Annotated in this window: 29 protein-coding genes; 19 read left to right on the top strand and 10 right to left on the bottom strand. The window is 67.6% G+C overall.

Annotation, left to right across the window (positions count from 1 at the left end):
• Positions 1-464: 464 nt before the first annotated feature.
• Both OG817_RS08215 and OG817_RS08210 read right to left on the bottom strand, forming a co-directional pair.
• Positions 465-791, bottom strand: coding sequence for a hypothetical protein (locus OG817_RS08215; RefSeq protein WP_406053103.1), 327 nt, complete (start codon positions 789-791; stop codon positions 465-467).
• Between the two features lie 260 nt (positions 792-1,051).
• Positions 1,052-1,423, bottom strand: coding sequence for a GAF domain-containing protein (locus OG817_RS08210; protein ID WP_406053102.1), 372 nt, complete (start codon positions 1,421-1,423; stop codon positions 1,052-1,054).
• An 86-nt stretch (positions 1,424-1,509) separates the two neighbouring features.
• On the opposite strand from OG817_RS08210, the gene OG817_RS08205 reads away from it, so the two are divergent.
• From OG817_RS08205 to OG817_RS08195, 3 genes are all read left to right on the top strand, one after another.
• Positions 1,510-2,004: a hypothetical protein gene (locus OG817_RS08205; protein WP_406053101.1), complete on the top strand. Its 495-nt coding sequence runs from the start codon at positions 1,510-1,512 to the stop codon at positions 2,002-2,004.
• Positions 2,005-2,246: 242 nt separating this feature from the next.
• A complete protein-coding gene (locus tag OG817_RS08200) occupies positions 2,247-2,957 on the top strand; it encodes an ANTAR domain-containing protein (protein WP_406053100.1) in 711 nt (236 codons plus the stop codon).
• The gene (locus tag OG817_RS08195; RefSeq protein ID WP_406053099.1) at positions 2,954-3,655 is read left to right on the top strand and encodes a GAF and ANTAR domain-containing protein; all 702 of its coding nucleotides are present in this window, start codon (positions 2,954-2,956) and stop codon (positions 3,653-3,655) included. The genes OG817_RS08200 and OG817_RS08195 overlap by 4 nt, the downstream gene beginning before the upstream one ends.
• A gap of 118 nt (positions 3,656-3,773) precedes the next feature.
• On the opposite strand, the gene OG817_RS08190 is transcribed toward OG817_RS08195, so the two are convergent.
• On the bottom strand, positions 3,774-3,932 hold the full coding sequence (locus OG817_RS08190) for a hypothetical protein (RefSeq protein WP_406053098.1): 159 nt from the start codon (positions 3,930-3,932) through the stop codon (positions 3,774-3,776).
• Between the two features lie 77 nt (positions 3,933-4,009).
• Between OG817_RS08190 and OG817_RS08185 the strand changes: the two genes are divergently transcribed.
• Positions 4,010-4,369 carry a hypothetical protein gene (locus OG817_RS08185; protein WP_406053097.1) on the top strand — a complete coding sequence of 120 codons (360 nt, stop codon included), beginning with the start codon at positions 4,010-4,012 and terminating at the stop codon, positions 4,367-4,369.
• A 279-nt stretch (positions 4,370-4,648) separates the two neighbouring features.
• Here OG817_RS08185 and OG817_RS08180 read toward each other — a convergent pair whose 3' ends face one another.
• A complete protein-coding gene (locus OG817_RS08180) occupies positions 4,649-4,780 on the bottom strand; it encodes a hypothetical protein (protein WP_406053096.1) in 132 nt (43 codons plus the stop codon).
• Between the two features lie 315 nt (positions 4,781-5,095).
• Between OG817_RS08180 and OG817_RS08175 the strand changes: the two genes are divergently transcribed.
• Positions 5,096-5,428, top strand: coding sequence for a cation transporter (locus tag OG817_RS08175; protein ID WP_406053095.1), 333 nt, complete (start codon positions 5,096-5,098; stop codon positions 5,426-5,428).
• 100 nt (positions 5,429-5,528) lie between these two features.
• On the opposite strand, the gene OG817_RS08170 is transcribed toward OG817_RS08175, so the two are convergent.
• Positions 5,529-6,209, bottom strand: coding sequence for a hypothetical protein (locus OG817_RS08170; RefSeq protein WP_406053094.1), 681 nt, complete (start codon positions 6,207-6,209; stop codon positions 5,529-5,531).
• A 170-nt stretch (positions 6,210-6,379) separates the two neighbouring features.
• On the opposite strand from OG817_RS08170, the gene OG817_RS08165 reads away from it, so the two are divergent.
• Together OG817_RS08165 and OG817_RS08160 are read left to right on the top strand one after the other, a co-directional pair.
• On the top strand, positions 6,380-7,534 hold the full coding sequence (locus OG817_RS08165; protein WP_406053093.1) for a sensor histidine kinase: 1,155 nt from the start codon (positions 6,380-6,382) through the stop codon (positions 7,532-7,534).
• Entirely contained in the window at positions 7,531-8,250 is a 720-nt protein-coding gene (locus tag OG817_RS08160; protein ID WP_406053092.1) for a response regulator, read from the top strand. Before OG817_RS08165 ends, OG817_RS08160 begins: the two co-directional genes overlap by 4 nt.
• 256 nt (positions 8,251-8,506) lie before the next feature.
• On the opposite strand, the gene OG817_RS08155 is transcribed toward OG817_RS08160, so the two are convergent.
• Positions 8,507-8,656 (bottom strand): hypothetical protein, encoded by a 150-nt coding sequence (locus tag OG817_RS08155; protein ID WP_406053091.1) that lies wholly within the window; start codon positions 8,654-8,656, stop codon positions 8,507-8,509.
• Positions 8,657-8,950: 294 nt separating this feature from the next.
• On the opposite strand from OG817_RS08155, the gene OG817_RS08150 reads away from it, so the two are divergent.
• From OG817_RS08150 to OG817_RS08125, 6 genes are all read left to right on the top strand, one after another.
• Positions 8,951-9,379, top strand: a complete 429-nt coding sequence (locus tag OG817_RS08150) for an ester cyclase (protein WP_406053090.1) — start codon at positions 8,951-8,953, stop codon at positions 9,377-9,379.
• On the top strand, positions 9,376-9,846 hold the full coding sequence (locus OG817_RS08145) for a hypothetical protein (protein ID WP_406053089.1): 471 nt from the start codon (positions 9,376-9,378) through the stop codon (positions 9,844-9,846). Before OG817_RS08150 ends, OG817_RS08145 begins: the two co-directional genes overlap by 4 nt.
• Positions 9,847-9,906: 60 nt before the next feature.
• Entirely contained in the window at positions 9,907-10,224 is a 318-nt protein-coding gene (locus tag OG817_RS08140; protein ID WP_406053088.1) for an NIPSNAP family protein, read from the top strand.
• Between the two features lie 509 nt (positions 10,225-10,733).
• Positions 10,734-11,789 (top strand): serine hydrolase, encoded by a 1,056-nt coding sequence (locus OG817_RS08135; protein WP_406053087.1) that lies wholly within the window; start codon positions 10,734-10,736, stop codon positions 11,787-11,789.
• A 142-nt stretch (positions 11,790-11,931) separates the two neighbouring features.
• Positions 11,932-12,132 (top strand): DUF1059 domain-containing protein, encoded by a 201-nt coding sequence (locus OG817_RS08130; protein ID WP_406053086.1) that lies wholly within the window; start codon positions 11,932-11,934, stop codon positions 12,130-12,132.
• A gap of 198 nt (positions 12,133-12,330) precedes the next feature.
• Positions 12,331-13,569: a cytochrome P450 gene (locus OG817_RS08125; protein WP_406053085.1), complete on the top strand. Its 1,239-nt coding sequence runs from the start codon at positions 12,331-12,333 to the stop codon at positions 13,567-13,569.
• Positions 13,570-13,839: 270 nt separating this feature from the next.
• On the opposite strand, the gene OG817_RS08120 is transcribed toward OG817_RS08125, so the two are convergent.
• Together OG817_RS08120 and OG817_RS08115 are read right to left on the bottom strand one after the other, a co-directional pair.
• Positions 13,840-14,679 carry an SDR family NAD(P)-dependent oxidoreductase gene (locus OG817_RS08120; protein WP_406053084.1) on the bottom strand — a complete coding sequence of 280 codons (840 nt, stop codon included), beginning with the start codon at positions 14,677-14,679 and terminating at the stop codon, positions 13,840-13,842.
• Positions 14,676-15,620 (bottom strand): SDR family NAD(P)-dependent oxidoreductase, encoded by a 945-nt coding sequence (locus OG817_RS08115; RefSeq protein WP_406053083.1) that lies wholly within the window; start codon positions 15,618-15,620, stop codon positions 14,676-14,678. Before OG817_RS08115 ends, OG817_RS08120 begins: the two co-directional genes overlap by 4 nt.
• 70 nt (positions 15,621-15,690) lie before the next feature.
• On the opposite strand from OG817_RS08115, the gene OG817_RS08110 reads away from it, so the two are divergent.
• Positions 15,691-16,611 carry a LysR family transcriptional regulator gene (locus tag OG817_RS08110; protein ID WP_406053082.1) on the top strand — a complete coding sequence of 307 codons (921 nt, stop codon included), beginning with the start codon at positions 15,691-15,693 and terminating at the stop codon, positions 16,609-16,611.
• Positions 16,612-16,739: 128 nt separating this feature from the next.
• Here OG817_RS08110 and OG817_RS08105 read toward each other — a convergent pair whose 3' ends face one another.
• Positions 16,740-17,024 (bottom strand): hypothetical protein, encoded by a 285-nt coding sequence (locus OG817_RS08105; RefSeq protein WP_406053081.1) that lies wholly within the window; start codon positions 17,022-17,024, stop codon positions 16,740-16,742.
• On the opposite strand from OG817_RS08105, the gene OG817_RS08100 reads away from it, so the two are divergent.
• From OG817_RS08100 to OG817_RS08085, 4 genes are all read left to right on the top strand, one after another.
• Complete coding sequence (locus tag OG817_RS08100; protein ID WP_406057401.1) at positions 16,913-17,404, top strand: nuclear transport factor 2 family protein; 492 nt, start codon at positions 16,913-16,915, stop codon at positions 17,402-17,404. The two genes, OG817_RS08105 and OG817_RS08100, sit on opposite strands and share 112 nt — an antisense overlap.
• Before the next feature lie 144 nt (positions 17,405-17,548).
• Positions 17,549-17,686 (top strand): hypothetical protein, encoded by a 138-nt coding sequence (locus tag OG817_RS08095; RefSeq protein WP_406053080.1) that lies wholly within the window; start codon positions 17,549-17,551, stop codon positions 17,684-17,686.
• A gap of 137 nt (positions 17,687-17,823) precedes the next feature.
• Positions 17,824-18,276, top strand: coding sequence for a GNAT family N-acetyltransferase (locus OG817_RS08090; protein WP_406053079.1), 453 nt, complete (start codon positions 17,824-17,826; stop codon positions 18,274-18,276).
• Between the two features lie 7 nt (positions 18,277-18,283).
• A complete protein-coding gene (locus OG817_RS08085) occupies positions 18,284-19,150 on the top strand; it encodes a GNAT family N-acetyltransferase (RefSeq protein WP_406053078.1) in 867 nt (288 codons plus the stop codon).
• A 132-nt stretch (positions 19,151-19,282) separates the two neighbouring features.
• On the opposite strand, the gene OG817_RS08080 is transcribed toward OG817_RS08085, so the two are convergent.
• Positions 19,283-20,233: a YbhN family protein gene (locus OG817_RS08080; RefSeq protein WP_406053077.1), complete on the bottom strand. Its 951-nt coding sequence runs from the start codon at positions 20,231-20,233 to the stop codon at positions 19,283-19,285.
• A gap of 229 nt (positions 20,234-20,462) precedes the next feature.
• Here OG817_RS08080 and OG817_RS08075 point away from each other — a divergent pair, with 229 nt between their 5' ends.
• A complete protein-coding gene (locus OG817_RS08075; protein WP_406053076.1) occupies positions 20,463-22,763 on the top strand; it encodes a CDP-alcohol phosphatidyltransferase family protein in 2,301 nt (766 codons plus the stop codon).
• The last annotated feature ends 81 nt before the right edge of the window (positions 22,764-22,844 follow it).

Below are 22,844 nucleotides of genomic sequence, written 5' to 3'. Positions count from 1 at the left end.
CCAGGCCACCTACGGCACCGAACAACCTGCACGCTGTCAGCATCACCGACCAAGACATCGTGCTGGCCTGGGACAGGTTCACCAGCGGACCACAGTTCGACGTCCACACGAACGTGGTGATCGGGATGATTCCCGGCTCCACGCACACGTTCCAAGTACGCGCCGAGGACTCCTCCGGCAGCGCCTCGTTCAGCAACAAGCTGTCAGGTGCACGCGGAGGGCGACGACGGTCCGCCGGCCGTCATGCCTGCGAAGGCAGCGCCCAGCAGGCATCTTGGCTGAATGGTCCCCGCAGGCATGACGCTGACCAGCTGATCGGGAGGTGCGCCCAGCGAGTCGTAGCCGTCTGCTGCGCGCATCTCCGATTCACAAGGGCAATGACACACGCACAGCACCCGCCAGTCCGACGAGGTGCGTGCACCTGCCGAACCATCGGTTCGCGCGTCATGATGCCAGTGTTGCGGTCACTCGCCGTTCTTCTTGGATCGAAGGATGATGGTGGTGTCAGCCGGTGCGCGAGTACCGCCGACGGGCTGCTGAGTGACGACGACCCAATTGCGATCGTTGATCAGCAAGCGTCCTTTCCCCGTCGCGTCCTCTTCGGCCAAGTTGAAGAAACCCGCGGCCTGCATGGTGTCCTGGGCCAGTTGGTGGTTCAGCCCAACGACACTTGGCACCACTCCCGTTTGGACGGAGGAGGGCTGGCTTGCCTCTGGCTGTTTGGTCGAAGGCTGCGCCGAAGTCGACAACACACTGCTCGGCGCGGCAGGCGCCGTCTGGGTGGCCGTCACAGTCGTAACCGCCGTCGCAGTCACGGTGGATTTGGAATCAGCGGCCCCGGATGTCCCACATCCCGCAAGCCCGATCGCCAAAAGGCCGACCGGCATGATCCTGCCGACAGTACGCAAACCTCGGTGCCAGCGGTCTGGCAGAGTGGTATCCAGCAAGAACACAGTTTCTATCCCCCGTAGTTGTTGGAACTCGGCACAAGACCCTGATGGTCCAGTCTTCCGAGCAGGCACCTGCCTCATCGCGTCACAACTACTCTTCGTTACATGCTGGCATCTCCTGATGCGACGCACTCACAGCCGGCCGTACAGCCGAGGTCCACAGCCTGAGCCATCGCGACTTCATGCCTGGCCGTGGCGACCGCGACCGAGGCATGCCGGGCCAGGATGTGCGCGATCGCTTCATCGTCGATGGTGAACGCCTTCGACTGGGTGTCGTACAGCGACAGGACGCCTGTTGTCCGGTCGCTGGCCCTCATCGAGACATGCAGCGCACTTCCGATCCCGGCGTCCGCGGCTGCGGACTGCCAGCCGGGCCAGCGGTGGTCGGTGCCGACGTCAGGAACGACGATTGTGTCGCCGGACAATGCGGCAAGCGTCGGCCCCTGACCGGTCTCGATCTCGATCCGGTACAAGGGTCTTCGTAGTACCGGGTCTCGTTCGCGCAGTACCCGAAACCGGCCCGAGAACCCGCAGCGGCTGGCGAATCCGGTGGCCGGGAGTGCCTCGTGACATCCGCGCCGACTTCCTCCGGGTAGGACTCACAGCGGCAGCGGTATGGGCAGTCGCCGCCGGGCTGTTCCTCTCGATCATTCCGTCGTACGCCGGCAAGCTCGTACTGCACACCCACAACATGGCGTTGCTCGCGCTGATCACCTCGATCATGCTCGGCTCGTCCTGCGTCACCCAGCTACTCATCCGCCACGGAGCGCCACCACGCCAAGCCCAGGCCGGCGGGTTGTTGCTGCTGGCAATCGGACTGCTCACGCTTGTCCTCGCCGCGCAAGACGACCTCACCCGGATCGCGCCCGCCGAGACGCGTGCCGAGGTCAGTGCCGCGTTCTACGTCTGCATCTACCTCGGGGTCGCCCTGCCGGTCATCGGCATCGGCGTACTCGCGGTCACGACAACGCTGTTCATCGCCGTGGCAACGTTCGCCGCAGTCACCGGCGGTGCATCCCGCCTCGTCGCCGGCTGGCACCTCACCCGGAACTGAGCAGGGTTGTTCGCCGGGAGTTGCCTCCCGGGGCTGGGTCTGCGGAGCCGTTGGCACACATCCCGGGGCAGATCCGGCCACCTTCCGGAGGAGGTATTTCCCGGTGCCCGTTGGACCCGACAGTGAAACCACCGAGCGCAGCTTCAGGCCCCCGGTGAGTGCGATCGACGAGGGTACCTGCGATGGTTGAGGGGTCGCCCCTCAGGTACAGCAGCGGAGCGACCCTTCTCGGGGTGATGGAGATGAACGATCTGGAGCGTACGACGCTCCTCGCGCGCCTGGCGAGGCAGATCGCCGGGACCGGCGCCGACCAGGCGCTCGAGTGGCGTCTGTGCCGCGCCTACCTGGCGATCATGGGTGGGGACGGCGCGGCGATCACCCTGTCGTATACCGACCCCAGCCGAGTCACTCTGTGCACCACCGACGACGTCGCCTCTCGCCTGGAGGACCTCCAAGACGTCCTCGGAGAGGGCCCTGGACCGACCGCCTACCAGACCGAGGCGATCACCACCGCCGACCTCCGCCAGCGCCGCGGACCATGGCCGCTGTTCACCGAGGCCGCCCGCGACATCCCGGGCCCGGCCATCCTTTACGCCGTGCCGATGCGTCCGGGTCCGAGCGTGATCGGAGTCCTGACCGTGCATCAGGACGCGGCCGCGGGCCTCCCCGACTATGAGCAGGCCCAGTTCCTGGCCGACGCGATCGGCGCGGCGCTGCTCAAGGAATCTCCGTCCTCGGAGTCCCAGCTCCAGTCCGGCCCCTGGTCGACCCGGGCAGGAATCCATCAGGCCACCGGGATGGTGGTGGTGCAGCTTCGCGTCGGGCCTGACGACGCCATCGCACTGATGCGAGCACACGCTTTCTCCCACAACATCACCCTGGCCGAGGTGGCCCACCGGATCACCAGCCGCCGATTGCGCTTCTCCGACGGCGCTGAAAGCGAGACCTCATGACTGCCAAGACCGCCTCGCAAGCATTCGTCGATGCCCTCGCGGCCGTCGTACAGGAAGGAGACCTCACCGACACTGTGGCCAATCTTCTGGAGAGCTGTGCCGAGCAGACCGGCGCAGCAGCGGTCGGGCTGCTGGTGAAGGACGGGCGCGGCCGGCTGGAGGTGCTGAGCGCCACCTCGCACCAAGTGGCCGAGCTCGAGCTGTACCAGTTGCAGCATGACGCCGGACCGTGCGTCGACGCAGCGCGTGAAGGGACCGCGCTCTCGGCGCACTCCGATGACGACATCACCGAACGCTGGGGCACGGTCGGCATAGCGATCGTCGCCGCGGGATTTCATGCCGTCCAGGCCGTCCCGTTGCGCTGGCACGGCCTGTTGATCGGTGCGATGAACGCGTTCCACACCAGCCAGGGTTCTCTCGACGACGAGAGCCTCCGGCTGACGCAGGCGTTCGCCGACATCGCGACCGTGGTGATCGTCCATGCGGCCGCGCTGACCAGCTCCGAGCTCGACGAGCGAGTCCAGACGGCTCTCGCCGGACGGACAGTGATCGAACAGGCCAAGGGAGTCCTGGCCGAGACCACCGGCTCCGACATGGCCACGGCGTACGAGCTCCTCGTCCAACGAGCCCAGCAGACCCAGGCCAGCCTGACCGACGCCGCGATCGAGATCCTCCGAGAGGGCCAAGAACGCCACTGACGCAGCGCAGCCGGCACTAATCGAGCAGCGGCCGCGGACAGACACCGAATGGCGCGGGACACTGGGCTTCGGCCGGCACCGAGTTCACGATCGTGAGTTCGGTCTTCCACCGCGACAGTCAGGCACTGGACTTCGCGGAGCGGTTCGAACCGGACAGAACGTCGTACTGCTCACCAACAGAGCTGCAGTCAGCCGCGTGGCCGAGCACTACGACCTCGAAGCCGACCTCGAAACCCGCAGCAGGCTCACCGGCCCGATGCCCACGACCTTCGACCACACCCGCATCCGGATCGGATTCTGGAGGACTCCTGAGCGAAGGCCCCGCCGAGGTCGGCGATCCACCACTGTAAGGAGATGACGACTGTGACGGTGAAGCTGAACAAGATCGCGTTCGACCACGCGAAGAGCCTGATCGGGAAGTCGCAGACCGTTCGGGACGAGCGGGACGACTGGAGCGAGCACGCACCGACCGCCAAGCAGGAGAACTCGTACCTCGACAAGCACGGGTGGAGCGAATACGGCCAGTGGCATCTCGGTGTCGACACCGAGATGGGTGACGAGACCAAAGGCCACTACAAGTTCCCGTACGGCGACTGCCGCGTGCACCGCTGCGGCCTCATCAGCGCCGAATCCCGTGCCGCCCAGAACGACTACGACGACATCACCAAAGCGATCGCGGAACTCCATGAACTCCTCGACGGCGAGCACGCCTGACACAACCCACCGCCCTTATCCGCCGAGCTGATCCCCCGCCGCTCGTGCTCCGGCCTACGTCGGCCCAACCGACAAATCCACCAGCGTGAGGTGCCGAGGCTCGGCGTGCAATCGTTATCCAGCGTCTGGTCGACTGAGTGCGGGACAGTCTTAGGCTGAATGTGGTCGCCTTCACCTCGAAGCCCACCCCCCGGCTCGGTGAAGGTGGCTCAGCGGGGCCGACCGTCGCTGGCGATGCTCAGGCGAGTGGTTCGTGCCGGAAGGTCCCGCTGTCCTCGATCAGCAGGACTCCTTCGCCCTTGCCCAAGGGAGGAATCGCTCGACCAGGTCCGGATCGACATCACGGACGGCCTCGACATCCGCACCCTTGCCCGCAGCCTTGACGGCGTCGCGCCACCGGTCGTCGACCATGGACCGCAGGGCCGATCGCCTCCACGATCGGGACGCCGTCCTGATCGGCCGCGGCCCGCAGGATCTTCAACATCTCGGTGCAACGAACCGCTCCGGTCGAGACGAACGCCGCATACGGCGGCCGCAGCCGGCCACCGATCGCCTCGGCATCCGCCACGCCCCTCGGCGTCAGGCGATCACCATCGTTCTCCGTGTGGCGGCGCAACTCGACGTACCGCATGCCTTCAGTCTGCCCGAGCCAGCCACGACTGCGACAGACGATCAGTGCAATGCAACGGTGAGCAACAGGACGGACGGTTCCACGGCTTCGACCTCATGACGTTGCAGCGGCACCGCGACCAAGCCGGCAACGAACTCGTCGCCGTCTACCGGATCCGGGTCGGCCGGAAGATCGGCTCTGCCGCACTCGTGGCCGACGGTCTGCACGCCCGGACCGACGGATTCACCTCACTCGCCGTCGTCATCGCCGCGCTCGGCGTCATGGCCGGCTTCACGCTCGCGGACACGATCATCGGCCTGCTGATCACGGTCGCCATCCTGGTCGTCGTGAAGGGCGCCGCCACCGACATCTACCGCCGGCTGATGGATGCGTCGAGCCCGAACTGGTCGACGCCGAGCACGCCCTCCTGCACGGCGTACTACGGCTGATCTCAGCCACCGTGCACCTCAGCCCGGCCGGCCACACCGGCGACGAACAGCACAGCACCCTCGACCACCACCGCGAGCCCGTCGGACGGTAGCGACGTGGTCATCCCGGTGACGCTCCCGTCGGCGCGGACGTCGGATGCGGTTGACGCTCTCCGTCACCGACGACGTGGTGGGCCGCTAGCGCCCAGCCCCACATGAGCGGCAGCAGCGCGTTCCCCATTGAGGTCACGTCCGTGATCACGAAGAAGAATGGCAGGAACAGGATCAGCAGCCAGGCCGTCGTTCGCGGCCGGAATCCGCTGCGCACCAGCATGATTCCCAGTACGGCGCCGCCGAGAGCGATGAGCGCCAGGGCCACCAGTCCGGCGCCGAAGAACTGCTCTGTCCACGGCGTGTAGTAGTCGCCGGCGACCGAAAGCGTCAGGATCGCGTAGGCCGCGAGTTGGACCCGCCAGGCCCACTTCTCGGCGCCCTTGGGCTGGCGGCGCCGGTAGACGAGGTAGGCCGCGGCGGCGAAGGCGAGGCAGACCGGCAGCCAGATTTTGCCGTAGGTCCAGTAGACGAAGTACGGGTCTGACCAGTTGAGCAGCGGCCGCAATGCGTCCATCGCGGGCACGGCCCAGGCACGGGTGAGCGGGTACGCGAGGTCGTTGGGGTGGCTGTTGATCCGGGCCAGCGCGTGCAGCTCACCGGCAACTGTGCCGAAGGCGGCCATCGTCCAGGCGACGAGGCTGATCCGGCGCGCCATGGTCGGAGTGATGGTGGTTCCTGTGTGGTGCATGTTCGTCCTCCCTCTGTCGGCCGGTTCGCCCGACCTCGCTTGCGAACGTACGGACCAGGGCCGCTCGCAGTCGTCGTGCGTGCGCAGGACTCCCGGTGGACCGGAGAAGGATTTTCGAGTCCTCCGCAGGTAGGACGTAAGGCAGCGCCTCGGGGCGTACCGTCTGAATCGTGAGCCGCCGGAACTGGGCCTTCGACATCGCTGTGGCGATGGTGGTCTTCGTGCTCGGGCAGTTTGAGGCCTGGTGGGGCATCGGTGCCACGCACCGACAGGGCCCGCTGTGGGCCCAGTCCCTCGTGTATGCCCTCACGGCGCTGCTGCTCGTGGGTCGCCGGGTGCGCCCGCTTGCCGTCCTCGTGGCAGTGGTGGCGGTGTACCTCGTCGAGTTCGCCGTGTTTGGCTCGCCCGAGGGGTACGGCGTTGGGCTCGCCCCGCTGGTCGCGATCTACAGTGTCGGGCGATACCTCGCGCCGGCGCGGGCGGCACTCGGGCTCGCGCTGGGCGTCGTCCTGTGGGCCGGCTGGGCGGGCTTCGATCCCATGAACGATGGGCTCTCCGACCGTCTCGACACAATCGTCTGGCTCGCGCCGTGGGTCATCGGCTGGCTGGTCGGGGCCCTTTTGCGGACGAGCGTGCTCTACCGCGAGCAGCGGCGGGTGACCCGCGAACATTACACGTCCCGGGCCGTGGCCGAGGAGCGCAACCGGATCGCGCGCGAACTGCACGATGTCATCGGCCACAGCGTCACCGTCATGACCGTTCATGCCTCGGCGGTGCGGCGCCGGCTGACCGACCAGCAGGCGGCCGAGCGCGAGGCACTCGAAACCGTTGAGGCGGTCGGACGGGAAGCACTCACGGAGATGCGACGGATGGTGGGTGTGTTACGTCAGGAGGGCGACGCCTCGGCAGCCGAGGAGCGCGAGCCGCCACCCGGACTTGACCAGCTCGACCGGCTGGTCGGGGAATTCCGGGCCGCCGGCCTACCGGTGGAGCTCACGGTGACCGGTACGACCCGCAGCCTCGCACCGGGTCTGGACCTCACGGCCTACCGGCTCGTGCAGGAGGGCCTCACCAACACGTTCCGCCATGCACCGAGCCCCCGCCAGGCTGAGGTAGCCATCGACTACGGACCGGACCTACTCCAGCTGGCCGTTCGGGACAACGGCCAGACACAACGGGCAGGTCATGCCCAACTGATCCAGCCCAGCAACGGTCTGCTCGGTATGCGCGAGCGGGTCGCGGTCTATGGCGGCTCGCTCGTCGCGCGGACGCGGCCGGAGGGTGGCTTCGAGCTGATGGCCTCATTGCCATTGGAGCCCACATGAGCCGGCCAGCGCCTCCGGTAGCAGGAGCCAAGGCCGCCAGCCCCATCGGCGTACTCATCGTCGACGACCAGGCGCTGGTTCGGGCCGGATTCACAATGATCCTCGAGATCGAACCGGACATCACCGTTGCAGGCGAGGCAGCGAACGGCGCCCAGGCGCTCGAACTGACCGCCCAGCTGCGACCCGACATCGTGCTGATGGACGTACGGATGCCCGGCATGGACGGCATCGAGGCTACGCGTCGACTGCAGGCCGACCGCGCCGCCCACTCCCGGGTCGTCATGCTGACCACCTTCGACATGGACGAATACGTCTTCGAGGCCCTTCAGGCCGGAGCCAGTGGATTCCTGCTCAAGGACGTGCAGCCCGAACTGCTGGTCGCGGGAATACGCGCCGTCCACTCGGGCGAATCCTTGCTCGCACCGTCCGTGACCCGCCGCCTCATCGAATCATTCCTCCAGACACCGAGAATGGTTGACCCTGCGGCCCGCACTCGACTCGACGCGCTCACCGCACGTGAGCAAGAAACGCTGCGACTCCTGGCCCGCGGGCTGACGAACTCCGAGATCGCGACCAAGCTCTACGTCTCGGAGACGACGGTCAAGACACACGTCGGGCGCGTGTTGATGAAGCTCGGCCTGCGCGACCGAGTGCAAGCCGTCATCTACGCCTACGAAACAGGACTCATCAGCCACAGCAACCGACCCAACTTGTGAGGGATGGGCACAACACGATCACTCAACGTGCCATCCAATCACCCGCGCGCTCCGTCCAGCACCGACCACAGAACTTCATGCCGCTTCGCTCGACTGAACGGAACTGTCACTAGCTCCCCCATTGACACATCTATCGGTTAGTTGCCTCAAGCAAATAGTTCGGAGAGATGTAACCAGCAGCCGGGCTGGGACTCCGACGTCACACGAGGCCACTGCGGAACGTCGATGCTGACCTGCAGCCCAGATCCAAGCCGGGCTAACGGTGCCGGTCGGCGATGAACATCGGGATGCAGCCCTGCCGTACGTCGTACTCCGCGCAGAACTCCGCGAGCGCGGTGTAGAAGTCGTCACCGTCATCGAAGTGGACGGCAAACGTTCGGCCCATGGTCAGTTCAGCGGCGCGCACGATCATCTCGCTCGAGGCTGTCGAGGTAGGCAACATAGCGAACCGCGGTGTTCAATCCGCGATCTCGGTGGACAACCTGCGCGTGGTGACCGCATCCCAGCCTTCCCCCTCGGCCAGGGAGCGCTGTCGCCGTGATGAGCCGGCAACGGGCTATGCGCTCGCGCTGCCGGCGATACTGGCTAGCCATACCTGACTGTAGCATCGCTAGATATTCTAGCGTTGCTATTGACCGGAGCTCCGCCAAGGGTTAGCGTTGCTAGAGCTAGCAGTGCTAACCCCTATGAGGAGACCGACATGACCCCGCCCGAACACCCGCTCGTTGACCTCTACGTCGAGATGCTCAACACCCACAACCCGGACTTGGTGGACCGATTCGTCGCCGAGGACTACGTCAATCACAACGACTTCGTCGCCGACGGACGTGAGGCCAACCGGCAGTTCTGGACCGCCTTCTTCACCGGCCTGCCCGATCTGGGCGTCACGATGGAGGACCTGATCATCTCCGGTGACCGCGTCGTGGGCCGCTTCATCTACCGCGGGATCCACACCGGGGACTTGCTGGGCATCCCCGCCAGCGGCAAACCTGTCGAGATGCGCAGCATCGACATCTGGCGCGTCCAGAACGGCATGTTCGTCGAGCACTGGGACGAGCTGAACCTGATGCAGATGTTCCAGCAGATCGGCGCACTGCCGCCGCTCGGCGGCCCCGAGACCCAGGCATGACAGTGCTCTCGCAACTCGTCGTGCTCTTGGCGATCGTCAGCACGGGGATTGTCTACGGCGCCGACGCCTTCTGTGCGCTCGTCCAGCGATCCGCACTCGCGCGAGTCGATGACAGCACTCTCACCGCGATGATGGGCAACGTGCACCGGTTCGCCGACCGGCGAATGCCCGTTCCCGGGATCCTCGGCATTGTCGCCGCCGCCGCCGCATCCGTGCTCGCCGCGGTGGCCGGCCACCCCGCCGGATCAGCGGCCGCGGGAGCAGCATTTCTGCTGCTGGTGGTCTGGGTCTTGCTCTACCTGCGCATCAGCGCACCCATCAACCGCAGACTCAGCGCGGCCGCCGAAGCCGGCGAAACTCCCGCCAACGCCCGCACCCTGCAACGGGACTGGGATCGCATCATCGTCCCCAGGGCCGTCCTGCAGGGCCTGGCGGTCCTCGCCCTGGGTGTGAGCCTCATCAGCTGACCCGGCACTCCGCTCCATGCTGCCCACCATGCAGGCCATACCGAGAGGATTCTGGCGATCGTGTACCAGCTCAGGATTTACACACTGCGCACGGCCGAAGTGCTCCGGGACTACGCGACCGTGCACTGGCCGCGGCACATCCCGAGCCTGCGCGCTTTGGGCGTTACCACGCACGGGATCTGGACCGACCACGACGGCGGCGCGCACCGTCTGGTCGCCCTGATCGCGTACCCCGACGGCGCCGAACCCGGCGAGGTCACCGCCGCGTACATGGCCAGCCCTGAGTTCGCAGCAGACATGCTGGGCTTCGACGTCAGCAATATCCTGAACGTCGAAGAAATACTGCTCGAGCCGACCGCCGCATCGCCGCTGTCCTGACTACCTGGAACCCAGCAATCGCACTCGGGAGATACAGGGCTTGGGGTGTTCAATGACGCGTCGCGCGGCTGTCTGGCCTGCCCCGGGACGCCTTTCGCCCAGATCGATTCGAAGCTTGCGGAGTACGAGCTGAGCATTTCGCTGTCGCCGGAGTGGCGGTAGGGGTAGACAGGCGAACTGGCCGCAGGGACACGTTGCGTCCTGGATCGCGTGGTCCGATGCCGAGCGCAACGAACCACGGCCGATCAACGGATGCCGCGGACAACCTTCATGAACCGGCTCACAGCGGGCCACACCAAGACTGCTCACGGCTGGGTCGCCTCTGGCCACGGTGAGCCGCCAAGGGCCGCAGAAGTCACTCAAGAACAGTCGTCACAGCTTCCGTCTGTCCGACTCGCGTCGCCGCGGCGAACACGTGGGCACTGGTCGATTTGGCTGTGGTCCCACAGCGGTATCGGGTGGTTCTCGCAGTGCAGCTGGGCGCAACAGCGACGGGATACGATGTCTCGATGAGCGGTCGGGCGAGCGGACTGGCAGAGCTGCTCGAAACTGAAGCTGCACGGTTCACACTGCAAAGTCCAGACGACACGGCCGCAGCGGGGGTCGTCGAACTTGAATCGCTGCGCGAACGCAAGCCCCTCGGTGTCGGCATCTACGTCAAGCACCTGGCGACCGGCGAGGAGGCCGCACTCCGGCCCGATGTCGTCTTCGAGACCCAAAGCGTCATCAAGCTGGCCCTCGCAATCCGGTCCTACCAACTCGCTGATGACGGCCAACTCGACCTCGACGGACGGATCCGCGTGACGAGGTCCGACATCCGTGGCGGCTCAGGCCTTTTCCGGTACTTCCAGGAAGGCCTGGAGCCGACAGTACGGGACCTCCTGACTGCGATGATCGTCGTGAGCGACAACAGCGCGACCGACTTGCTGCTCGCCATGATCGGGGGCGTCACCCCTCTCAACGCCTGGCTGGCCGCGTCCGGCTATCCACAGACGCGCATGGCGCAGAGCATCCTCGATGCCGATCGACTCCCGTACGTGCTCGCAGATGCGCGACACCTCTCGCTCACGAGTACCCAGGTCTACGCGTTGCGGAGCCGCACTCCGGAGTGGGCCGGGCTGACGCAGCAATGGCTGGAATCGATCGAGAGCGAGGTGGCCTCGCTTGCGGCGCGACCACTCGACGAGGTCCGTGCCCTGGCGCGTGAGCGCAGCCAGCCGCTCTGCTTCGGACAGATGACGCCGCGGGAGGCCGGCCGGATGCTGGAGTCGATCGAGTGCGCGACCGCCGTATCAGGCAAGAGCACTGCGGAACTGCGGGCTTCGCTCCTCCGACAGCAGCTAGGCGAACGACGCCTGCCAGGGCTCGTTGGCCATCCGGTCGGCCACAAGACCGGCGACAACCCACCGTGGGACGCCAACGACGTCGGCATCGTCTACTCGCCCTCGGGACCCATCATCGTCGCCGTGTTCGCGAACGATCTCGGTGGCAGCTACGAGGAGCAAGAAGATCGCATCGGCCGGATCGGACGCCTGATCGTCGACCACTTCGAACGCACCAACTGATCCGCCACGCAGGCCATCGGGCGGCCCGCCGCCGACGCCCTGCCGCAGGTCCATCACATTGACACTCGACAGAAGTGTTTCCAGCGTTGCCCGCGCAATACTCGCCACTTCCGATCTCAAATGCACCGGATGACGCGTACCCATGACGACGCGGCAGGTGCGGTGCGAGTGCGGCTACACGGCGCAAGGAGCGACCGACGAGGAGGTGATCGCGCGGACCCTCGCGCACGTTGCCGCAGACCACCCCGACCTGGCGGCCGCCGTGCCCACCAGAGGTCTGGTCGAGGCAAGCGCGGCGACCCTGCCCAGCGCCGGGTTTGCGGAGACCAATCGGCAGCGCTGAAGGTGCCCCCTGCTCGGGCACTCTGCCGCGATGCCGTCGGAATCACCCAGGCCCTCAGGGCCGTTCACTCCCAGCGGGTGACGTGATGGCCAGGTGACACTTACGGAGCGTAGGCTGACAACTCCCCTTCGTCGGGCGGCGACATGAGTTGCCAGCGGGGCGCGACGAAGGACTGATCGTTATCTGTGGAGGAGCGCAGTGAGCGACGCCGCCATGCCCGCCGTGGGTTGCCCCGAGTTCGACCCCTTCCAAGCACACCGCAACGATCCGTACCCGCTGTTCGAGCAGCTGCGCGAACAGTTCCCTGTCGCCCCGAGCCAGACGCTTGGTGGGGTCCAGTTGGTGACGCGGTACGACGACATCGAGCGCATCGCGGCCGATCCGGAGACGTTCTCGTCGGTCGGATCGCTGCCGGTTCCGGTGGCGGGCAACGTGCCGGAGGTGATCGCGGCGCTGCCGGAGTTCGCAGTGGATCCCGACGTCGCCAGTGGCGTCGAGGTCGACGGCGCCCGGCATGACCGGATGCGTGCGACGATTCAGCGTGCCTACCGCGGTCCCCGCGTGAGTGCCCTCGCCGCCGATGTGGAACGCCACGCCAACGCTTTGCTGGACCAGGTCGCCGGCGACGGCCGGGCGGACCTGGCCGCGGTGTACGCGCACCCGTTGGTGAGCCGGGCGACGAGCATGCTGCTCGGCGTACCGGAGGACTACCACGACCAGTACGAGATCTGGGCGCACTCCATGGCCGCGATCCTGACCCCGACGGTTCCGGTCGAGCAGAAGCTGCAGGCGGCCCGCCAGCTCCACGACTATCAGGCGTTCGCGCTGGATTGGCGCGACCAGCGGCGCCAGGCGCCCACCGACGACGTGTTCTCCACCTTCGCTGCCGGCGAGGTGGGAGAGGCCGGGCCGCTGCACGACAACGAGCTGCTCTACACGATGCTGCTGCACTGGGTCGCCGGGTACGACACGACGCGCAACGCCATCCTGTCCACGCTGTACCTCATGCTGCGCCACCCCGGTCTGTGGGAGCGTGCCACTGACCCGCGCCAAGCCGAACACATCGCCGAGGAGGCGCTGCGTTTCGAGGCGCCCCACCGGGGCCTGATGCGCGTCGCCACCAAGCCGGTCAGCATCAGTGGCACCGACCTCCCGGCCGGCACACCGCTGCTGCTGATGTTCGCCTCCGCGAACCGCGACGCAACGGCGTTCGCCGACCCCGACCAGTTCGTCGTCGACCGGCCGAACGCGAAACAACATCTTGCCTTCGGCAAGGGTCCCCACGTCTGCCCCGGCGCAACGATGGCCCGCTACGAGATCCGCACCGCGGCCCGCGTCGCAGCCACCCGCCTGCCCGGCGCCAAGCTCGCCAGCGAGCCGGAATGGCGCGCGGATTACTTCTTCCGCGGACTGACCGAACTGCACGTCACCTTATGAGCGACCTGTTGACAGGCCTTCCGACTGAGCCAGCCGGCAACCCGAACGTACATCTCGGACTGCCGTAGCACCTCGAAGCTTTACGGGCCGAGCGATCGATGTCCGAGCGCACTCGACCGTAGTCGCAAGCGCGCGCGACCAGGCCAGCCAGCACCGCCGCTGGACAGGTGAGGATGGCCGGCCGGCACGCCTGGACCTCCCGGGTCGCCGACATTCTCGACGCCGTCCGCGGCCACACCAACGCCAGTCCGCAGCAGCTCATCGCCTACTTCAGGGAGCCCAGGGTAGGACCTTGCCGTAGCGGATGAGTTGGCCGTAGGCGTCGGGAGCGAACGGCTCCAATGCGAGGTCCAGCAGCGGGACGGCTGCCTCAGCCGGAGTTGGGGCGGTACTGACGTCCCACCAGAGAGCGGACGTGGGAGTGTTCATCATCCCGGGGCAGACTGCGGCCATCAGAATGCCGCGGGCGAGGTCGTCCTCCCGGCGCTCGTGGGCCATCGCGCGTACGGCGGAGACCTGGGCGATCTTGGACGGGATGTTGATGAAGCCAGGCCATGCGGTGGCCCGGTCGCTGCCGTCCTTGACGAGGTCACGCCAAGCGGCGACCTCCTTGTCCACGTCCTCGAGGGAGGTCAAGCCGTCGAAGTGGTGATGCAGTACGGGCGCCAGGTAGTGAAGGGTGCCCAGCGAGCTGGCCACCACGAGGAACCGGCCGTCGTGGCGGAGCAGGGGCGCGAAGGCCCGCAGCATCCGGGTCGTCCCGAAGTTGTTCGTTTCGACGTAGGTGTCGACGATCGCGCGCGGGTCGTGATCCGGGCCGACGCGCATGACGGCGTTGTTGAACACGACGTCGACGCCGCCGTGCCGCTCTTTCAGTCGTACGGCGAGCTTGTCCGCGGCACCCGGATCGGACACGTCCAGGACCTCGGCACGAACCCGGGCTCCCCTGCCCGGGACGGCATCGACAGCGGCGGTCACGCGGTCGACGTCGCGACCGGTCAGGTAGACGGTGTCGGTAGGCGCCAGGCGACTGGCGAGTCCCTCGACCAGCGCCAGACCCAGGCCCTGGGTAGCGCCGGTGACGAGGGCGACTTTCGGTGTGGTGGTCATCGGTTCTCCCGGGAGTGTTGGAGCATGGTTTCGGACAGGGTCCACAGGCGCTGTGCGCCGTCAGGGTCGAGGGCGTAGCGCGCCACGCCGTGCAAGGGTGGCGCGTCGCCGCGGTGGTCGATCGTCTCGGTCTCGTTGCAGTCGACGAAGTAGCGTCCGCCGATGCCCTCCAGCTGAGGTGAGGTGGCCAGCAGGACCGAGGTCGCCGCGCCTTGCTCCGGCGTCTTGAAGAGCTTAGGCGGAACCGTGCCAGTGCCGCGGCCACCGGTGTAGCGCTGCAGGTTGGTGTAGATGGCACCCGGCATCAGGGCGTTCGCGGTGATGCCGTCACCGGCCCACCGGCGGGACGCCTCGACCGCGAACAGCACGTTGGCGGTCTTGGACTGGCCGTAGGCCAGCCACGGATCGTAGGGCCGGAACGCGAAGTTCACGTCGTCGAAGACAATCGGCGAGAGCTGATGCCCGCTGGAGCTGAGTGCAACAATGCGCGCGGCGCCGTCGGCGGCCAGCGCGTCGTGCAGACCGGCGGCGAGGGCGAAGTGACCGAGGTGGTTGGTGGCGAACTGCAGCTCCCAGCCCTGTGACGTGTACTGCTCGGGAGCCGCCATCACGCCGGCGTTGTTCACCAGAATGTGCAGCGGCCCGTCCCAGGCCGCAGCGAACGCCGCGACCGATGCCGGGTCGGTCAGATCCAGTTGCGCGACGCGCAGGGTCGTGCTGCCGGTGGTCGCAGCGATGTCCTTGGCAGTGCGCTCGCCGGCCTCGATGTCGCGGACCGCCAAGGTGACCTCGGCGCCGGTAGCGGCCAGGGCACGCGCTGTTTCCACACCAAGGCCGGACGACGCCCCGGTCACCACCACACGCCGGCCGGAGAGATCGATGCCTGCGGCAACCTCGGCCGCGCTGCCGGCGAAACCGAACGGAGTCTTGATCAGGTTCATACCGCCACGTTAGGCAACCAGAAGCCATGCCACCAACGAAAGATTGTCAACCATGGTATGCGTATATGTCATGGCCTTCACCGATGCTTCACTGACCGCTCTCCGAGTGTTCCGGGAAGTGGCAGAGCGCGGCACGCTCACCGCCGCGGCCACTGCTCTCGGCTACACGCAGTCCGCGGTCTCCCGGCAGATCGCGTCCCTCGAACGCGCCGCCGGTACGCCTCTGCTGGAACGGCGTCACGACGGCGTCAGGCTCACCCCCGCCGGGCGAATCGTCGTACGCCGGGCAGCCACCGTGATCGACGAGGTCGACGCAACCGCGCGGGAGCTGGTCGGCCTACCCGAGGAGCAGGGCACCGTCCGGCTCGGCTGGTTCGCCAGCGCAGGTGCGTGGCTGCTCCCCCGGGCGCTAGACGCGTTGGGCCAATCTCATCCGGCCATCACCGTGATCACCCGCGAGGGCAGCACCCCGGCCCTCGTGCGGGCGCTACGCGCCGGGACCCTGGACATCGCGCTGGTGGCCTCCGCGCCACCGTTCCGCCCACTCGACACCGAAACCCCCGCGCTGGAACTGCAGACGCTGACGGAACGCAGCCTCCGCATCGCCGTACCTGCTACACATCCGCTCGCCCGCGCCGAGTTCGTCGACATCGCCGACCTGCGCGGGCAGCGCTGGATCGCCGGCCCGGGCGGCGAGCACTTGATGGGAGTGTGGCCGGGTCTCGACGAGCGGCCGCGGATCGCCCACACCGCCCGCGACTGGCTCGCGAAGCTCAACCTGGTCGCCGCCGGTTGCGGGATCACCACCGTGCCCCCTACCTTCTCCCACGTGACACCGCCCGGCGTCCAGATCCTCCAGGTCCGCGGCGGTCCTGCCGAGCAGCGACGCATCCTGCTCGCACGACTCCCCCGACCGCTCCCCGAGCCGGTCGCCCGCCTCGCCGCCGCACTACGCACCGCCGCCATCGAAACAGAGCCGCCTGCAGAGTGACATGCTGCTTCGAAGCCGGCATCTGGACGGCTGAATTGTCCCGGCCTCATCCGCTCAGCTGGCCGCGTCCCTGCGGTGCCACCAAACCGGCGCGCAGGCGATCACGGCGTCCACCAGATCGTCGCTGCTCAATCCCCCGTCGGCCAACCAGGCCTTGATCGCCCCGGCGAATCCATGGGAGACGAACTGCGCATCAGGTCGCGGTTGCCGGCCGGAAGATCCGCGCTCGCCATGAAGGCCAGGTACTCGACCACACCGCTGGTCGCCCGGCGCAGCGCCCCGTCATTGGACGGCTTCTCGACTGCTCGCCACCGCTCCTCGCGCTGATACACCTCGGCCAGGTCCGCCTCGAGGACCGTCAGCAGGAGATCGAGCGGACCGCGAAACCGGTTGTAGAACGTCGGCCGCGTCACCCCCGGCCGCCTCGGCGACACTGATACGCGACACCGGCCGCTCGACGGCAAGACGCAGTACGGCGTCCGCCCGATCAGCCGACGCAGGAATTGCGCGGGCGCGACGCCCTCGCACCGGTCTTCGACAACCTCAACCAGTACGCCGCGACCACCCATTCAACGGCCAGAGCACAGTACTTGTCGATGGCAATCAAGCGAGCGGCGAGTGCTACACCATCGCTCACCACGCGACCATCGGCGACGATGGCCGGCGCACGCTGATGGTCGCCTCGATGCGCTACCTCGACCAGTACGTCAAGCAACAAGGCAGCTGGCACTTCGCCGAACGCCGACTTCTCGTCGACTGGACCGAGACCCGCTTCGACCGTTGGACGGAATGAAGAGCTCTGCTGCGGCCTCTTGATTCGAGTGGCCCGCGGCGACGAGCTCCGCGACCCGGCGTTCCGTTGCTGTGAGAAGCCGATGCCGGCGCCGTCTCGACGTACGCAGTACACGCCAGCCATCTGCGGACCATCAGCGCCTCGGTGCGCGACAACCAGGCGGCCGCCTGCTGGCTCGTCGTCACCGGCGACAACCGCTACGCCTACACCGTCAACGCGGCCAGCTCGTCGATCTCGTCGTACCGCATCACAGCCGACGGGCACGCGAAGCGCTCGAATTGAGAGCCTACCCACGACCCGACATCCCCGGCGGCCCTTCGCCTACAAAGCGATCGCCGAGATCGTGTAACGTCTCGCGCCCTCTGTGACACAGACATCTGGAAGAGCCAAAGCCACGCCGACAGCCGGAGTTCGCCAAGATGATGGTGCATCACTACAACGGGGACCGGGATCTGCTGCGCCCGCTCTTCCGGGAGGCCGACGACTCCGAGCAGCAGCTCGATACCTACCTCGACCTCGGCGCCGTGTTCGTGGCCGAAGACGACGGCGAGATCATCGGCCACCTACAGCTGATCACCGGCGACGACGTCGAGCTGAAGAGCATGGCCGTCGCCGGGAGCCGCCGTGGCACAGGCGTCGGCCGGGCTCTGGTCCGAGCAGCGCTCGAACACTGCCGACAGAACGCGGCGAAATGTCTCCTCGTCGCCACAGCTGCAGCCGACATCGGCAATCTGCGCTTCTACCAGCGTCAAGGCTTCCGCATGCTTCGGATCGAACGCGACGCGTTTGTGCCTTCGACCGGCTACCCCGATGAAATCGTCATCGACGGTATACCACTACGCGACCGCGTCTGGCTCAGCCAGGACCTGTAGGAGGGGCATGAAAACCGAACGGACACCACTGTTTTGCGACGCTGATCTGGCGCAGCGGATCGAGCTGGCCGAATCCAAGCTCATCGAAGCCACCGCCCTCGCCGCCCACCGCCGCCTCGGCAACGGCCGGGGCTTCGTGATCCCGATCGCGGGTGGACTCGCGAGCTTCGCCGACGACGACTCGCCGTTCAACAAGGTCGTCGGGCTCGGATTCGGCGGCGTACCGACCACCGGCGAGCTCGACGAGATCGAGCACGCGTACGCCGCCATGGGCACGCCAGTGCAGGTCGAGCTACCACACCTCGCCGACCCCGGGATCGGCATCGCCCTCAGCCGACGTGGATACGAGTTGGAGTCGTTCGAGAACGTCCTCGGCATCACCATCCACGACGCCGTCGACAACAGGTACGACGTCACGCTGCCCGACGGAATCGAGATCCGGCCGAGCGGCGACCAGGAGCTCGACGTCTGGCTGAACGTCATGGCCGACGCAGTCGCCGTACCGGACACACAAGGAGTGCCGTGGCGCGAGGAGTTCCCGCGCGACACCTACATCGAAGCCGAACGCGACGCCGCAGCAGCGGACATCAGGCGTTACATCGCCCTACTGAACGGCGAAATCGCGGGCGGTGCCGGGCTCCGCACAGCGGACGACATCGCCCAGTTCGCCGGCGCCGCAACGCTCCCCGCACACCGCCGCCACGGCATCCAGTCCGCTCTCCTGTTCACGCGCCTCTCCGATGCAGCTGCCGCGGGCTGCGAGGTCGGCGTGATCACCACCCAACCCGCCTCGAAATCCCAGCAGAACGCCGAACGCAGGGGCTTCAACCTTCTCTATACCCGCGCCGTTCTGGTGAAGCACAGTAATGCGTAACGCCAACCGACGACATCGACGGCTACCGGCAGCAGGCGAATGCTGACAATGGTGTGATCGTTGCGGCCTCCACCACGTACAAGGTTGACGGATACGAGTACAGCCCAGGTCGCGCGACTGTCCTGGGGTTCTTCATGCCGGGGCGACCCGTCGACCCCGATCTGGCTGTGACTGCGCGTCACGGGTGCGGGTGTCGGGCCGGGTGCGGCGTCGGCCGAGGATCACCACCAGGGCTCCGGGGAGGGTGGCGATCAGGGCGAGTACGCCGTACACGACCGCAACGGTGACGCCCTCCGCCGGGCTCAGACCGACCCAGCCGAGGGCCCACGCGGCGGCGCCCTCGCGCGGGCCCCAGCCGGCGATGTTCGTCGGCAACGCCGACGCCATCAGCACGACCAGTGCCAGTGGCAGCAGCCGAGCCGGCGACACGTGCGCCCCGGTCGCCCGCACCGCGATCATGAACACGGTGGCGTGACCGAGGACAGCGACGGCGGAGGCGAGCAGGATGCCCGGCCAGGCCCGCGGCGCGAGGACCGCGTCGCGGAGGTCGGTGGTGAAGCCGCGTGCGATCCGGGCCGGGAGGCGACGCGGGTCCAGGCGCAGGAGGACGGCGACCACCGCGATCCCGGCGACCACCGCGATCGGCAACGCGACCAAAAGCTGAAGCGAGCCGGCGGTCCAAGGCAGCAGGCACAGCACGACCACTGTCAGCATCAGGTGTACCGCGAACCCCGACGACCGCTCCCATGCGACGGCCCGCAGGCTCCGGCCCACGTCGCCGACGTCGCGCCCGTGGCGCACGGCCCGATGCACATCGCCCACCACCCCGCCGGGCAGCGTGGCGTTGAGGAACTGGGACCGGTAGTAGGCAGCCACCGCGGTCCGCAGCGGCACCTCGATGCCGAGTCCGCCCGCGACCAGCCTCCACCGCCACGCACAGCACAACGTGGTCAGCGACGTGATCGCCAGGGCAGCGAGGAGCGGCCATCCGGTCGTCAGTCGGAGCCCGTCCACCAACGGGCCGGCACCCACCCGCCACGCGAGGACGGCGAGGATCGCGGCGCCGCCCGCCAGGCGTACCAAGGTCCAGATGTTTCGGCTGATGGCGGTGGCTCCGATTCTCCGAGTTGGTCCCCCTGACAGTGATACGGCTGTCACCGGGCGCCGGTTCACCCGGCGATCTCCGTCAGCACGACCGACACCAGCGCGACCAGTGAGAGACCGGGCTGCAGACGCCGGTCCCGCCCCGTGAACCGATGCGACACCTTGCTCGTGTGATCGTTGTTGTCGTACCCCCAAACACGGAGGCACCGTGCGTCTGATTCAGGATCGAGTGCGCAGCCGCATCCTGGTCGGCCCGCTCACCGGCTTCGCCTGCCTGCTCGTGCTCCTCGGTGGGCTCGCGGCGACCACCGGCCTCGGCGTCGCCGGCTGGGCGACCGGCGTCGCCTGCGGAGCCGGCCTGGCCGGGCTGCTCGCCCACGCACTCGCGCGTCACCGTCGTGACGGGCTGCGCCCGGCGGACAGGGTGACACTGGCTCGCGCGGTCCTCGCCTGCGGGGTCGCAGCGCTCATCGCGGACTCGTTCGGCGGCCAGGCGCCGGTGGCGATCCTGGTGGTTCTCTCGTCGGTGGCGCTGGTCCTCGATGGGGTGGACGGTCAGATCGCTCGGCGGACCGGCACCGCTTCGGCGCTCGGGGCGCGTTTCGACATGGAAGTCGACTCGTTCCTCGTTCTGATCCTGAGCGTGTACGTCGCGCCGACGGTGGGCTGGTGGGTGCTCGCGTTGGGTGCGGCCCGCTACGTGTTCGTGGCCGCCGGTTGGGCGCTGCCGTGGCTGCGCGGTTCGCTCCCGCCCCGCTACTGGGCCAAGGTCGTTGCGGCGATCGTCGGCATCACGCTGACCTTCGCGGCGTCCGGCATCCTGCCCGATCCCGTGAACACCGTGGTGCTGCTGATCGCGCTGGGACTGCTGGCCGAGTCGTTCGGCCGTCACACCTGGAGCCTGTGGCGCCTGGCCGGCAGCCCGCGCGCCCATCGTGGCACCGTGGCGTCGGCGCTGGCGGTGCTCCTGGTCTGGGCTGCGCTCCTCGTGCCGGACCACACCGGCGACCTGTCGCCGGGCGCATTCCTCCGGATCCCGATCGAGGGCCTCGTGTTCGTCGTCCTCGTCCTGGTCCTGCCACCGCGACTCGCGCGGATGCTCGCACTCGGCGGCGGTCTCCTCGTCGGGGTGCTCGCGATCCTGCGGTTGCTCGACAGAGGCTTCTACTTCGCCTTCGACCGCCCCTTCCACCTCGCCTACGACACGGCGTACGCCGGCTCCGCGCTGGCCCTGCTCGGAGACTCGATCGGCCGCGCCGGCGCCCTCGCAGTCATCATCGGAGCCGGGCTGCTCTGCCTGGCCCTGCTCGCCCTGCTGGCGCTAGCGGCGGCGCGACTGGCTCGGCTCGTGGCGGGACACAGGCGGCCGTCGATCCGAATCGTCGCCGTCCTGGCCGCGATCGCGATATTCCCCGCACTGATTGGCATCCGGCCGGAGTCGCAAGGACACATTGCCTCCGCCGCAGCGGCTCGGCTCGCCACGCAGTTCCGGGACGATCTCCGCGACCAGCAGGAGTTCAGTCAGGCGCTCGAGCATGATCGATTCCGCGACACCCCGGACACCGACTTGCTGGCCGGCCTGAGGGGCAAGGACGTGCTCCTGGTCTTCGTCGAGAGCTACGGACGCACAGCACTCGATTCTCCGGTCGTCAGGTCGGCAATCGATGCCGGGGACCGGCGACTGCATCAGGCCGGCGTCTCCTCGCGCAGCGGCTTCCTCACCTCGCCGACCTTCGGCGGCCTCAGCTGGCTGGCCCACTCCACCTTGCAGTCCGGGATCTGGGTGGACAACCAGCGGCGGTACGACGACCTCGTCACCCGAGACCGAGTCACCCTCACCGACGCGTTCGGTCGCGCGGGCTGGCGGACTGTCGCCGACGTACCGTCGAACGACACGGACTGGCCGGAGGCGACGACGTACTACCACTACGACAAGGTCTACGACCGCCGGAACGTGGGGTACGCCGGGCCGTCGTTCAGCTACGCCTCGATGCCGGATCAGTACACCCTGGCCGAGCTCCAGCGCAGGGAGCTCGAGAAGGCGAACCGCGCTCCCGTCATGGCCGAGGTCGACCTGGTCTCCAGCCACACGCCCTGGGCACCGCTCCCCCGGCTCGTCGACTGGAGCCAGGTAGGCGACGGCTCGGTCTTCGACTCGATGCCGGCCGAGGGCGACTCGCCGGACGACGTGTGGCGGGAACAGGACCGCGTGAAAGCCGCCTACGCACAATCCATCGCGTACTCGCTCGACGCAGTGACCTCGTTCGTCCAGCAGCTCCACGACCGCAACCTGGTGCTCGTCGTCCTCGGCGACCACCAGCCGGCCAGCATCGTCTCCGGCGATGGGGCTAGCCGCGACGTGCCGGTGAGTATCATCGCCGCCGACCCTGCCGTGACGGATCGGGCCGCGGACTGGGGTTGGCAGGACGGGCTGCGGCCGGGCGGCAGCGCACCGGTCTGGCCCATGGATACCTTCCGGGACCGGTTCCTCACCACCTACGGCCACTAGCCCTCGCCCACCTCCGTCCTGCACACCGCGACCGAACGTCAGGCGGTTTGTGGCGGGCGCCGCCTTCGATATGGATGGTCC

It is taken from the genome of Kribbella sp. NBC_00889 (genome assembly GCF_045207705.1).
In the GTDB taxonomy this organism is placed as follows: Bacteria; Actinomycetota; Actinomycetes; order Propionibacteriales; family Kribbellaceae; genus Kribbella.
This window is presented reverse-complemented; position numbering and strand designations above follow the sequence as displayed.

Bases quoted from the DNA above. Each gene is read 5' to 3' on its own strand.
- OG817_RS08180 (WP_406053096.1), bottom strand. From the start codon at position 4,780: ATGGTCGACGACCGGTGGCGCGACGCCGTCAAGGCTGCGGGCAAGGGT.
- OG817_RS08160 (WP_406053092.1), top strand. From the start codon at position 7,531: ATGAGCCGGCCAGCGCCTCCGGTAGCAGGAGCCAAGGCCGCCAGCCCC.
- OG817_RS08120 (WP_406053084.1), bottom strand. From the start codon at position 14,679: ATGACCACCACACCGAAAGTCGCCCTCGTCACCGGCGCTACCCAGGGC.
- OG817_RS08115 (WP_406053083.1), bottom strand. From the start codon at position 15,620: ATGAACCTGATCAAGACTCCGTTCGGTTTCGCCGGCAGCGCGGCCGAG.
- OG817_RS08170 (WP_406053094.1), bottom strand. From the start codon at position 6,209: ATGCACCACACAGGAACCACCATCACTCCGACCATGGCGCGCCGGATC.
- OG817_RS08145 (WP_406053089.1), top strand. From the start codon at position 9,376: ATGACAGTGCTCTCGCAACTCGTCGTGCTCTTGGCGATCGTCAGCACG.
- OG817_RS08130 (WP_406053086.1), top strand. From the start codon at position 11,932: ATGACGACGCGGCAGGTGCGGTGCGAGTGCGGCTACACGGCGCAAGGA.
- OG817_RS08085 (WP_406053078.1), top strand. From the start codon at position 18,284: ATGAAAACCGAACGGACACCACTGTTTTGCGACGCTGATCTGGCGCAG.
- OG817_RS08195 (WP_406053099.1), top strand. From the start codon at position 2,954: ATGACTGCCAAGACCGCCTCGCAAGCATTCGTCGATGCCCTCGCGGCC.
- OG817_RS08150 (WP_406053090.1), top strand. From the start codon at position 8,951: ATGACCCCGCCCGAACACCCGCTCGTTGACCTCTACGTCGAGATGCTC.
- OG817_RS08135 (WP_406053087.1), top strand. From the start codon at position 10,734: ATGAGCGGTCGGGCGAGCGGACTGGCAGAGCTGCTCGAAACTGAAGCT.
- OG817_RS08200 (WP_406053100.1), top strand. From the start codon at position 2,247: ATGAACGATCTGGAGCGTACGACGCTCCTCGCGCGCCTGGCGAGGCAG.
- OG817_RS08090 (WP_406053079.1), top strand. From the start codon at position 17,824: ATGATGGTGCATCACTACAACGGGGACCGGGATCTGCTGCGCCCGCTC.
- OG817_RS08110 (WP_406053082.1), top strand. From the start codon at position 15,691: ATGGCCTTCACCGATGCTTCACTGACCGCTCTCCGAGTGTTCCGGGAA.
- OG817_RS08175 (WP_406053095.1), top strand. From the start codon at position 5,096: ATGACGTTGCAGCGGCACCGCGACCAAGCCGGCAACGAACTCGTCGCC.
- OG817_RS08185 (WP_406053097.1), top strand. From the start codon at position 4,010: ATGACGACTGTGACGGTGAAGCTGAACAAGATCGCGTTCGACCACGCG.